This window comes from Acinetobacter suaedae, assembly GCF_008630915.1.
Classification (GTDB): Bacteria; Pseudomonadota; Gammaproteobacteria; order Pseudomonadales; family Moraxellaceae; genus Acinetobacter; species Acinetobacter suaedae.
Window position 1 is genome coordinate 3097592 of record NZ_CP043909.1, and the last position, 12977, is coordinate 3110568.

10 protein-coding genes are annotated in these 12977 nt (G+C 41.2%); 5 read left to right on the forward strand and 5 right to left on the reverse strand.

What is annotated here, in order from left to right; genetic code table 11:
• Positions 1-321: 321 nt before the first annotated feature.
• Both F2A31_RS14430 and thrC read left to right on the forward strand, forming a co-directional pair.
• Complete coding sequence (locus F2A31_RS14430) at positions 322-1623, forward strand: homoserine dehydrogenase (RefSeq protein ID WP_026056262.1); 1302 nt, start codon at positions 322-324, stop codon at positions 1621-1623.
• Positions 1624-1681: 58 nt separating this feature from the next.
• The gene (gene thrC, locus F2A31_RS14435; protein WP_150027177.1) at positions 1682-2821 is read left to right on the forward strand and encodes a threonine synthase; all 1140 of its coding nucleotides are present in this window, start codon (positions 1682-1684) and stop codon (positions 2819-2821) included.
• A 59-nt stretch (positions 2822-2880) separates the two neighbouring features.
• On the opposite strand, the gene pbpG is transcribed toward thrC, so the two are convergent.
• Complete coding sequence (gene pbpG, locus F2A31_RS14440; RefSeq protein WP_150027179.1) at positions 2881-3945, reverse strand: D-alanyl-D-alanine endopeptidase PBP7/8; 1065 nt, start codon at positions 3943-3945, stop codon at positions 2881-2883.
• A 210-nt stretch (positions 3946-4155) separates the two neighbouring features.
• Between pbpG and gacA the strand changes: the two genes are divergently transcribed.
• From gacA to F2A31_RS14455, 3 genes are read left to right on the forward strand one after another with little or no spacing between them, the layout of a single operon-like run.
• Entirely contained in the window at positions 4156-4791 is a 636-nt protein-coding gene (gene gacA, locus F2A31_RS14445; RefSeq protein ID WP_150027181.1) for a response regulator transcription factor GacA, read from the forward strand.
• A gap of 18 nt (positions 4792-4809) precedes the next feature.
• Positions 4810-6375, forward strand: a complete 1566-nt coding sequence (locus F2A31_RS14450) for a sensor histidine kinase (RefSeq protein WP_150027183.1) — start codon at positions 4810-4812, stop codon at positions 6373-6375.
• A 22-nt stretch (positions 6376-6397) separates the two neighbouring features.
• The gene (locus F2A31_RS14455; RefSeq protein ID WP_150027185.1) at positions 6398-7825 is read left to right on the forward strand and encodes a sigma-54-dependent transcriptional regulator; all 1428 of its coding nucleotides are present in this window, start codon (positions 6398-6400) and stop codon (positions 7823-7825) included.
• A gap of 51 nt (positions 7826-7876) precedes the next feature.
• Here the strand turns inward: F2A31_RS14455 and F2A31_RS14460 are convergent, their stop codons facing one another.
• The 4 genes from F2A31_RS14460 to lptF form a co-directional block, all read right to left on the reverse strand.
• Positions 7877-9043: a S41 family peptidase gene (locus F2A31_RS14460; RefSeq protein ID WP_150027187.1), complete on the reverse strand. Its 1167-nt coding sequence runs from the start codon at positions 9041-9043 to the stop codon at positions 7877-7879.
• 9 nt (positions 9044-9052) lie between these two features.
• Positions 9053-10597: a 2,3-bisphosphoglycerate-independent phosphoglycerate mutase gene (gene gpmI, locus F2A31_RS14465; RefSeq protein WP_150027189.1), complete on the reverse strand. Its 1545-nt coding sequence runs from the start codon at positions 10595-10597 to the stop codon at positions 9053-9055.
• Between the two features lie 124 nt (positions 10598-10721).
• Positions 10722-11792: an LPS export ABC transporter permease LptG gene (gene lptG, locus F2A31_RS14470; RefSeq protein ID WP_150027191.1), complete on the reverse strand. Its 1071-nt coding sequence runs from the start codon at positions 11790-11792 to the stop codon at positions 10722-10724.
• Positions 11792-12892, reverse strand: coding sequence for an LPS export ABC transporter permease LptF (gene lptF, locus F2A31_RS14475; RefSeq protein WP_150027193.1), 1101 nt, complete (start codon positions 12890-12892; stop codon positions 11792-11794). Before lptF ends, lptG begins: the two co-directional genes overlap by 1 nt.
• Positions 12893-12977: the final 85 nt, after the last annotated feature.

The window sequence follows — 12977 nt, forward strand, 5'->3', positions numbered from 1 at the left end:
ACTTTATCTATGGTTGCGACAGAGGAGATTTTTAGGCGATACAAGGCATGGATTGTGAAATTTAGTCATTCTAAATGCACAAGACATAACGCAGTAGCGTCAAAAATCTCCCTGTCCCGCAGGGTTGTAGCTAAAACTCCCTCATACTGCGTTATGAAACTTGGTAAGGGAGTCGCCATTCCCAGCGTTTCATGCCTTGTCTGAGAGGGTTTTAGCTTTCAACGCAATTCATTTATAAAGTGACAACAGACCCTAGTGTCTGCGCATTTTTTTAGCTATGATCAAGCTTCATTAAAATGATTGAATAAAATGGAGTGTGACGTGAAACCAGTTCGTCTGGCGATACTCGGTCTTGGTACTGTAGGTGGTGGAGCCCTTAAACTACTACAAGAAAATGCTGCTGAAATTAAACGCCGTACCGGTCGAGAAATTCAAATTACACACGTAGGCACTCGCCGTCCACGTCCAGATCTACAACTTGAAGGAATTCAGCAAAGCGATGACCTTATGGCTATCGTACGCCAACCTGATGTGGATGTCGTTGTTGAAGTGATGGGTGGAATTCATCCTGCTTATGAAATCATCATGGAAGCCATCAAACATGGCAAGCAGGTGGTAACAGCAAATAAAGCATTACTGGCAGAACATGGTAATGAACTTTTTAAAGCTGCTGAAGATAACGCCGTACAAATCGCTTATGAAGCCGCTGTTGCTGGCGGTATCCCAATTATTAAAGTTATTCGTGAAGGTCTAGCAGCAAACCATATCGAATGGCTGGCAGGAATTATTAACGGCACAGGTAACTTTATTCTCACAGAAATGCGTGAGAAAGGTCGTGCCTTTGCAGATGTCCTTGCTGAAGCCCAACAACTTGGTTATGCAGAAGCAGATCCAACCTTTGATGTCGAAGGTATCGATGCAGCACATAAGCTTACTATCTTAGCGTCATGTGCATTTGGTATCCCCCTTCAGTTTGACAAGGTTTATACTGAAGGTATCAGCAAAATTACAGCACAAGATGTGAAGTATGCTGAAGAATTGGGTTTCCGCATCAAACACTTGGGAATTGCACGTCGCGCTGAAAAAGGTATTGAGTTACGCGTACACCCAACTCTAATTCCAGCAGAAGAACTGATTGCTAACGTCAATGGCGTTAAAAATGCTGTTCTGGTTCAAGCCAATGCTGTCGGTCCAACCTTGTATTATGGCGCGGGCGCGGGCGCAGGTCCTACAGCTTCTGCTGTAGTTGCAGATGTCATTGATATTGTACGTGATATTTCTTACACAGAAGATGGCGCTGGAACAATTCCACAACTTGCATTTGAAGCACTCACCGATATGCCGATTCTCAGTCGCGAAGAAATGACAACTGGATATTACATTCGTTTGAATGCCGAAGATCAAACAGGTGTCTTGGCTGATGTTACGGCAATCTTAAGTCGTGCAGGGATTAGTATTGATGCCATCATGCAACAGTCTCGTCTTAAAGATCTCATCCCAATTGTGATTTTAACCGATCCAATTGTTGAATCAAAAATGGATGAAGCACTCGCGCAAATTCAAGCTTTGCCTGCAATTCATGGCGAAATTGTGAGAATTCGTTTAGAATCGCTCGATAGTTAATCAGGTTGAGGGGAAATGCCTTCCCTCACCCCGCTCTACCTCATATTGGAACACCATCATGTCGAATGCCAATCGTTATACTGGTCTTGTTGATCGTTATCGTGACCGTTTACCTGTGTCTGCAACTACACGTGCTATTTCTCTAGGTGAAGGAAACACGCCTCTAATTAAATTAGAGAATATTCCACGTCTTATTGGCAAAAACGTAGAAATTTATGTGAAGTATGAAGGTCTTAACCCAACAGGTTCATTTAAAGACCGTGGTATGACGATGGCTGTGACCAAAGCTGTTGAAGAAGGCTCAAAAGCGATTATCTGTGCATCAACAGGGAATACTTCAGCAGCAGCAGCGGCCTATGCAGCACGAGCAGGAATTAAAGCATTTGTTTTGATTCCTGAAGGTAAAATCGCAATGGGTAAAATGGCTCAAGCGATGATGTATGGTGCAATTACCATGCAAATCCGCGGCAACTTCGATGATGGTATGCGTCTAGTAAAAGAAGTGGCAGATCAAGCACCTGTAACGATTGTAAACTCGATCAATCCATACCGTTTGCAAGGTCAAAAAACCATTGCTTATGAAATTGTTGAAGCCTTAGGTCGCGCACCTGATTACCACTGCCTTCCTGTTGGCAATGCTGGCAATATCACTGCACACTGGATGGGTTATACGGAAGCGGTAGCAAACCAACCGGCTGATCAGTTTGAACAAGTCGTCTATGATGCTGCAACAGATCAATTTACTGGCCCTAAACCAGAAGGCTTACCAACGATGGTGGGTTACCAAGCATCAGGTGCTGCACCATTCCTTCGTGGCGCGCCAGTTGAAAGTCCTGAAACAGTAGCAACAGCAATTCGTATTGGTAATCCTCAAAGCTGGAACCATGCCAAAGCCGTCGTACGTGACTCTAAAGGTTGGTTTGATGAACTTAGCGATACAGAAATCTTAGAAGCTCAACGCCTACTTTCTATGTATGAAGGTGTGTTTGTAGAACCAGCTTCAGCAGCGTCTATCGGTGGTGCGATTCGTGATATAAAAGCAGGTAAAATTGCTGAAGGTTCTGTGATCGTATGCACAGTGACAGGTAATGGTCTAAAAGATCCTGACACAGCAATCAAGCAGTGTGCTGATGCCGTTATGTTGTCAATCGATGCAACAATGGATCAAGTTAAAGACTCTATCCTTTCAAATATGTAAAATTAAGTTGATAAAAAAACCAGTTGCAAGCAACTGGTTTTTTTATGCGTTGAAAAAGCTTAAACGCGTTTTGGTAGAGTATTTAACCAGGTCAATAAGTTAGTTGCATCGCTATTACGTGCTTGAGTGCTTGGTGCACCCAATAGCACCACAACTGCAGGACGCGAATTGACTGTGGTATGCATCACGACACAACGTCCAGCTTCGTTGATATAACCTGTTTTAGAAAGGTTAATATTCCATCCACCGTTACGAACCAAAGCATTGGTGTTATTTGATTTCAATACACGATAACCTAAATTGAAATCATAGGTCGGTGTGGTTGAGAACTGACGAATCAAACCATACTGCGAAGCTGCACTGACTAAAATGCCCAAGTCACGTGCCGAAGAAACATTGCCTGGATGCAAACCCGTAGACTCAATAAAATGTGTCGCAGTCATACCCAGTTGTTTAGCTTTACTGTTCATTGCTGCATAGAAAGCCGTACGCCCACCTGGGTATGTACGAGCCAATGCAGCAGCTGCTGGATTTTCAGACTTCATCAAAGCAAATAACAAAAGTTCGGCGCGATTCATACTATCGCCAGCACGTAATGTAGAACTAGAGTTCTTGCCACCCGCCCCTGCAAAATCGATCTGTTGTAAAGTCACTTCTTCAGACATATTTAAACGAGCATCTGCAGTGACGACAGCAGTCATTACTTTAGTAATCGAAGCAATTGGTAGCGCTGTGTTGGTATTTTTACTAAATAATACTTCACCTGTCTGAGCATCCATCACCAATGCTGCACGTGCATTGACTGAAGGTTGACTACTATAGCCCACCGTATCACGGATCTGCACGCTTTGTTGAGGTGAGGTCGAAGAGGTAATCGCCGCTGAACCACCACTACGTAACGTTGTGGTCACCGAGGTCGAACCTACTGGGCTCAAATCTAATGGCTCATCATCATTCATCAATTGACTGGCGTCATTCGCCGACCAGCTCATTGAGGCTGAACCATTATTACCCGAAATTGCTGAATTATTATTGACTACTAACTCAGCAAAACTTGTTGAACTCCACGCCAACAAGATTGACATGCCTAATACATGCATGACAGATTTTTTAGCATTTTTCACGACACAATACTCAACTCAAGGTGCTGCACATTTGCGCTTACTATCATTATGCCTTACATTTGAGCATATTGGGTAAAGCTTTTATAGACACAATTGTGTACAACTATTCTCTAAAAATGAAGAATAGCATTGCTAATTTTGTCATTTCATTGCAAGCTAATTTTGCTTTATGTAACAAAAAACCAATTTTTTGATAAAAAGGAGGTCTTCTTGATCACTGTTCTCGTTGTTGATGATCATGAACTCGTACGCACTGGTATTTGTCGTATGTTAGAAGACCACCCCGATGTTGAGGTTGTAGGACAAGCTGAGTCTGGGGAAGAAGCAATTGCTTTAGTTCGTCAGAAACATCCTCAAGTTGTTCTGCTTGATGTCAACATGCCGGGTATTGGTGGGGTTGAAACCACTAGACGTTTGTTACAAAGTGCGCCGGATACCAAAGTAATCGCTGTGAGCGGTTTAGCTGAAGAGCCTTATCCATCATTACTTTTAAAAGCAGGTGCAAAAGGTTATATCACCAAGGGTGCACCGATTGCTGAAATGGTGCGAGCCATTAATAAAGTCATGCTCGGTGGCAAATATTTTAGTGCCGATATTGCGGAACAACTTGCCAGTTCATATTTATCCGATACACAGCAATCCCCTTTTGATGCACTATCAGAACGAGAAATGCAAGTGGCAATGATGGTTGTAAACTGTATAAGTGCGCAGGAGATTGCCGATAAACTTTTTGTCAGTGTAAAGACCGTAAATACCTACCGTTATCGTATTTTTGAGAAATTGGGAATTGATAGTGATGTCAAACTGACCCACCTTGCGATTCGTTATGGGCTTATTAAACCTTAAAACTTTTGTGAATTGCCTATGTTGGGAAAAGTTGCGCCTTCCATATCACAAACCATTTACCAACTTGGCATGTGGTACAGTGGATATCGCCTCATTGTTTCGATTTGCTTATTACTTATCTTTCTTTTAACTGCAGAACAACTCACAAACAATTATATCTATCCACTCTTATATTTATATACGCTGATTGCTTATATCGGATTTAATATCAGTCAGCTTTTTTTTCTTAAAATCTTTTCTATACATGTCAATAAACAATTAATTGCTATCTTTCTTATTGATGTCATCTGCTTAAGTATCATTACCTTTGCAACAGGTGGTCCAAACTTACAACTTAGCCTACTCTATGTCATTATTATTTTTGCCTCAGCAATCCTATTAAACGCCCAACTTTCACTGGTGGTGACCCTACTCGCAGTCATCATGATTGTATATCAGCGATTCATTGGAAATTTATTAGACTACAATAACTTAAGCCATTTAAGTAATAGCTTACTTTTGGTTTTTTTATTTTTCGTCGTTTATGTGATTGGCCGAATCGCAGTACAACGCTTTAAAATTTTAGAAGCGCTTACTTTCCATCAATCCATTGAAATTCATCAACTGCAAAACATTAATCGCTATATATTAGATCAAATTGAAGATGGATATCTGGTTTTAGACGAAAGTAATCATATTGTTTTGACTAATCCTGCTGCAAATACCTTACTTGGCATTCACTTACCCGTTTCTCATGAAAAAACTCCTTTAATCAAATGGCAACCCGATCTATTTGAATTGATCAAATTTAGTGATTTAGAAGATGGCGAGGAGTTTACTTTTGAGTCACAGCAAAGTTTGTATACGATACATGTATGCGTCAAACATTTAATTGTTCCAGAACAAGCACTTATATTGCTTATTCTCAAAGATGCCCAAAAGCTAACCCAACGCGTACAACAACTCAAACTAGCGGCTCTAGGGCAACTCTCAGCGAGTATCGCACATGAAATCCGTAATCCTTTAGCTGCAATTGTGCAAGCCAATGAACTTTTCAGTGAAAGTGACCCACATCAACAACAAATGCTGTCTCGCATGATCCGGAAACAGACCAAACGCATCGATCGCATTGTAGAAGATACTTTGGCAATGGCACGCAATAAGCCAACTGAACCACAAAACATTCATCTTACTGAGTTCTTTGAAAGTTTATTTGATGAAGATCTAGCAGACGTAAAACACATGATTCAGCTTGAGCTTTCAGAGGAAATTCAAATCTTATTTGATGATAAACAGTTACGCCAAGTGCTGATTAATTTAGTGAGAAATGCATTACGGCACAATGCTTCGAATATGCCATATATTGAAATCAAGGTACATACTGAAGAAACACGAGTTTGGATTGATGTTATCGATTTTGGTTTAGGGGTAGCAAAAAGAGACCTTTCTCAGCTTTTTAAACCATTTTTTAGTACCGAAATCAAAGGAACTGGTTTAGGATTGTATTTGTCTCATAGTTTCTGTGAGGCAAATCATGCAAAGCTCACTTATGTAGAGCGACAACAAGGAGCATGCTTCAGGATTGAATGCTCAATAATTAATTGATTAAATTAGGTTTTTCGGGGAAATGGCAACTAAACAACCACTCGTCTTGCTTGTAGACGATGAAGAGGACTTGTGTCTCCTCATGCAAATGACACTCGCTCGAATGGGGATTAAGACACATCTGGCTTATCGTGTAGAGCAAGCAAAAAAATTCTTTACCGAATTTCAATATGATGCATGTTTAACGGATTTAAACCTTCCTGATGGCAACGGTTTAGATCTCGTCCAACATGTCACCCAAAACTATCCAAACACCCCGATCGCTGTGTTGACTGCGTATGGCAATATGGACATTGCGATTGCAGCATTAAAAGCAGGGGCATTTGACTTCGTTAGCAAACCAGTCAATCAAGTGCATTTGGATCAATTGATTCAAAAGGCTTTGAATAGACCACGACCTGAACAAGAAGCGGCTGAAACAGCCTTAGAAAATAAACTACTGATTGGACGCTCTGCACCGATTCAACAACTACGCATTGCATTAAAGAAAATCGCACGATCTCAAGCACCAGTCTTTATTACTGGAGAATCAGGAACTGGAAAAGAAGTTGTTGCCAACTTGGTGCACCGGTTAAGTAATCGTAGTGAAGGGCCTTTTATTGCGATTAACTGTGGTGCTATTCCAGCAGAACTGATGGAAAGTGAACTTTTTGGGCATAAAAAAGGCAGTTTCACCGGTGCCACTCAAGATAAACAAGGTCTCATTTTATCTGCACATGGCGGTAGTTTATTTCTCGATGAAATCGCAGAGCTACCCTTAAACATGCAAGTGAAGTTATTGCGAGCAGTGCAAGAAAAGAAAATCAGGCCTGTCGGCTCAGATCAAGAAATTGATGTCGATTTCCGAGTGATTAGCGCCAGCCATCAAGATCTTGAGTTACTGGTCCAACAAGGAAAATTCCGACAAGATTTATTTTTCCGCATCCATGTCATGGATATCGTCCTACCGCCATTACGTGAACGTGGACAGGATATCTTGTTATTGGCGAATCACTTTATTCAGAAAATTAGCCAGGAATGGGAGCTGCCTGCCAAGACATTATCGTCTCGTGCAGAGCAATTCTTATTACAGCAATATTTCCCTGGTAACGTGCGCGAACTACGCAATATTATCGAACGAGCAATAACGCTCAGTGATGATGAAACGATTGATTTGGCGCACTTACAAACAGCACCATTACGCAATCCAATTCCAACGCCATCACCGCACTCTTATTCTCAAGAGGAGGCTGAGCAACCACAATACACCAGTCCAAACACAAGCTCGAAAAAACTACCACCTGAAGGCTTAGAGCGTTATTTAGAAAATATTGAAAAAGAAGTTCTACTCAATGCATTGAATCTAACCCATTGGAATCGGACGCTCGCCGCAAAAAAACTTGGAATGACTTTCCGTTCCTTGCGCTATCGTTTGAAAAAATTCGGGCTAGACACCGAAGAAGATGAATAATTGATCATACATAAAACAACGCCTCGATCTATAGATTGAGGCATTGTTAATTTACAGTCTGCTTTTTAGTACCAAATCAGTGATATGGTCTAAGTAGTATTCCTCTTTCATTTCAGGCTGTAAAGCATAGGCTTGGTTGGGTTGAATTCCTTGCCCCTCAATCATCAATCCGTTGGGAGTGTAATAATGTGAAACTGTCATTTGCAAAGCAGCACCATTAGGCAACGGAAATAGCTTTTGTACCACCCCCTTGCCATAACTGGTTTCTCCAACAAGCCATGCACGTTTATGCTCTTTTAAAGCTGCGGCAAAGACTTCTGCTGCCGATGCTGAACGTCGATTAATCAGCACGCCTAGCTTCAGATTTTGAAACTCTTTCGATGGCAAAGCTTGAAATTGTTGATCACCTTCTGAGCGACTCTTTGTGGTCACAATTAATCCTTGATTTAAAAACAAGTCCGCAGATTCAACTGCGGCAGATAGAAGTCCTCCAGGGTTATTTCTTAAATCCAAAACAACTGCTTTTAATTTAGGTGAACTAAACTCTTCAATCAAACGCTTGATTTCATTAGCTGTATCTTGCTGGAAAACTTTGACTTTTAACACTAATACTTGGTTGGATAGTAAAACAGGCTCAATATCCGTTTCTACCTTCTTGTTTCGCACTAAAATCACTGTGCTCGTAGTGTTCTCTGGTAGTATTTGTACCGTACTGCCAATCGAACCATATAACAAACCTTGCACTTGATCTTGATTTAAATTTTTTAATTCTTGATTATCAACTTTAAGGATGACTTGACCATTTCTCAGTCCAAGCTTATTCGAATCAGACCCAGTTTTTAAATCCTGAATTTTCCATAACTTGCTGTGTTGATCAAAGCCTAGATTAAAATCAACTGAAGCTAAATCACCTTCCGTGTATTGGATGAGTTGACGATATTCTTCTGCAGATAAATAGCGAGAATATGGATCTAAGCCCCCTACTAAACCTTTGATCGATTGCTGAAATAAAGCATCATCTGATTTTTTCTCAACATAATTGTCTCGAACAATGCCATAAATCTGCACAAATTGCTGAATCGACTCTATTGGTACTTCAGCACTTCGTGATGGTGGATTCTCCCCCCATCCAGACAATGGTGCTGCAACAAGTGTATGCCCCCAACACATCAACAAACTGGCAAATATAGCGCGATAAATGTTGTTGTGTGGGGTCATTCTCTCACCTTATTGTAAAGTAATTAGATTTTTACCTTGCATCTCTTGTGGTACAGGGATATTCATCAAATGTAATAATGTTGGTGCAACATCTGCCAGCACCCCCCCTTCAGCAATGGTTGCTTGAGTAGGGCCAACATAGATAAAAGGAACAAGTTCAGTTGTATGCTGAGTATGAACTTGACCACTATCATAGTCTTGCATTTGTTCTACATTACCATGATCTGCCGTAATTAACATATGTCCTTTGTGTGCCATCACCGCATCATAAACACGTCCTAAACAGGTATCGACCGTTTCTACTGCTTTAACTGCTGCATCGAATACCCCCGTATGCCCGACCATATCTCCATTGGCATAATTCACCACCAATAGATCAAATTCACCCGAGTTAATCGCATTGACCAATTCATCTGTGACTTCATAGGCACTCATTTCAGGTTTTAAATCATAGGTTGCAACATTCGGTGATGGAATCAAAATACGTTTCTCACCCACATATTCATCCTCTCGCCCACCGCTAAAGAAGAAAGTCACATGTGCATATTTTTCTGTTTCAGCAATACGTAATTGTGTCTTACCTAAGCTTGATAAATATTCACCAATCGAATTTTTTAACTCTTCTGGCATATAAGCGACTGGCGCATCAATACTTGCTTGATAACGAGTCAACATGACAAATTTTGATAAATTTGGCACGACCTTACGTTCAAAACCAGCAAAATCTTTTTCCACAAAGGCACGTGTAATTTCTCGTGCGCGATCAGCTCGGAAATTCATAAATACGAGGCTATCGCCATCCTGTACTTTAACAATCTCGCCAATACGTGTTGCTTTGACAAACTCATCATTTTCTTCAGCAGCATAGGCCTGCTCTAGACCTTCAACTGCTGAATTTGCCACACGAACAGCCTCACCTTCCGTCATTAAACGGTAAGCTTCTTCGACACGATTCCAACGATTGTCACGATCCATCGCAAAATAGCGACCAATCATTGACACAATACGTCCTTGATTTGGGTATTGAGCAAATAAAGCATCTAATTTTTCTAATGAGGGTTGAGCACTACGTGGCGGTGTATCACGCCCATCAAGGAATGCATGTAAATACACTGTTGCCCCACGTTTTAGTGCAAGCTCACACATCGCAACGATATGATCTTCATGTGAATGTACACCACCCTCTGAGAGTAGACCCATCACATGAACTGCACCATTGGCGGCCTTGGCTTTCTCAACCGCATCCACCAATACTTCATGCTCAAAGAAATCCCCAGTACGGATATCTTTAGTAATACGGGTAAAATCTTGATATAGCACGCGACCCGCACCAAGATTCATATGCCCCACTTCAGAGTTACCCATTTGCCCATCAGGAAGACCAACATCTTCTCCTGAGCCAGAAATTAAACTATTCGGATGCTTGGCTTTCATCGCAGTCAAATTTGGGGTTTGCGCAGCTAAATACGCATTATCTTCAACTGCTTCACGATGTCCTACACCATCCATAATTACAAGAACGTGAGGAATTTTGCCAGCATTTGCATCCGTCATAATGGACTCTCTGTTTGTCTATCATTTGATCGGCATAGTTTACCGAAATTTACATCAATTCTCCATGATCTTAACGATGGCTTTCACCAATGTTCGCGATAGAGCAAGCACATCGATCAATTGGTTATCTTGCTCGATACAATAAATAACTTCCGATCATGAACATCAACACTACCGGTAATAGTACGAACCATGCAGGTGACGGCGCATAAACTAAACTCGCGTATCCCATGAAATCTTGTAAATAGAAGAAACCGAGTCCCGTAAAAAGTGCAATAACCAATCTAAATCCCATAGATTGTTGACGTAAAGGACCAAAAATAAATGAACACGCAATCAATACCAAAGCAATCAAGGCAAATGGTGAAGCAACTTTCTGCCAAAAAGCCAATTCATAGGTTTTAGGCACTTGGCTATACTCTTCCATATAACGCATAAAACTGATCAACTGACTTGGAGACAAATCTTCAGGATCTATCGTCACCATATGGACATATTTTGGCTGTAATGCCAATGCTAATGCTTGGTTGGCATGATCTGTTTTTATGGCATTCCCTTGGGGCAGTAAATCAATCTGATGAGACTGTTCAAGTGCCCACTGTCCATCTTTAACAAAATTCCCTTCTTCAGCCGTAACAAAAGACTGTAGTCGATAGTTTTCATCAAAATCAATGGATTGGATATTACGTAACTGACCTTGAGAGTTAGCATAATCAATATAGGTAAAACGCTGCCCTTCTCTCGACCAATAACCTTTAACTTCACCCAATGCTGCTGCGCTACGTTGCTTTTTAATACTTTGTGCTTTTTCATTGGTATAGGGGATCACCCACTCACTCAATGTAAAGGATAAAACAATCAGCAATAAAGCCGACCGCATCACCCAGCCCACGATTCGCCAGAGACTAATCCCAACCGAACGCATGACGATCAACTCACTATTAGAAGCCAGTGCACCTAATCCTAAAACAGAGCCAATCAAAGCAGCGACAGGTAAAATTTCATATAAATAGCGAGGTGCTCCCCATAACACATACAAGAATGCTTGCCACGCATTATAATTTGACTTTAATGAGCCCAACTCCCCCAGATAGGTAAATAGGACTTGTAAAAAAGACAGCACCAACGTCGTACCGAGCATTGCCAGTACCGTGGTTTTTGTTACATGTTTGGCGACTATTCGACGTGCTAACATCACAACCCCACTCGTTGAATACTTTTCTTAATTTTAGGTGCTAATTTCTGTTTACGCGTGAACAGTGCGGCTGCAATACCATAAATCAACAGCACCGCTGGATAAGCCCAAATATCTAGTTCCTCTTTACTGATACGCGTTCTAATGGCAATCATTAATACGATTAAACTAGCAAAAATGAAAATAGCCGGAATTAAACGATAATATCGCCCTTGACGTGGACTCACTTCAGAGAGCGCTACTGCAAGAAATAACGCCACGACCATCACAAAAGGACCAAAGATACGCCATCCTAGCTCTCCTCTTACCACGAAATCATCACGTTTTTGCCATAACTTCGACATTGATAAAGCTTCAACATCTTCACTCTCAAAATTGACATCTTTGTCATTTTCTAAACGTAGACGATAAGATTGAAATTCGGCTTGCGTGTATCTTGGCTGATTCGGATAAATCTCGTAACGGCGACCTTGCACTAAATCGACAACACTCGCGGTATCATTTTCAATTTCAACACGTGTAGCTTCTTTAGCCAGAATCATTTGGTCCGGCTTATCTTCACGATCAGATTTATAGTAATAAAAAATATCTTTTAAGTTTTTTCGGTCCTCAGACAACGAACCTGCATAAATGGTATAGGAACCAGAAGAAATAAATTCTTTAGGCCGTACCAAGTCAAAGCCAGCTCTAACGGCTTGGGTTTGCATCAAGCTTTGATAACCTCTTATACCCGCTGAAGCCCCCCAACACATGAGAACTGCTTGCACAATCAGGAATATAACCGTCATCGGCAATAATAAGCGTGTCAACTGATTACGACTCACCCCACTGCCATTCAATACCGCCATTTCATGATCGACATACAAACGACCAAACACCAACATTAAACCAATGAAAAAACCTAATGGTAAAATCAGCGTTAAAAATTCAGGTAAACGATAAGCAATAATACTGAGTAGTACGCCACCATCGAGACGACCTTGTGCTGCGCGCCCAAAAATTTTGATGAGCTGCCCACCCATAATAATCAAAGTGAGCAAGGCCGTCACAACCAAAGAGGTGGACACCACTTGTTTGACGAGGTAACGTCGAATAATCAAAGTAATGCTTCCAAAAAACCAATCGAGGGGTATCGCTAGTTTACCCGAATGTTAAAAATATAAAACCTATCGCATGTTGCGGATT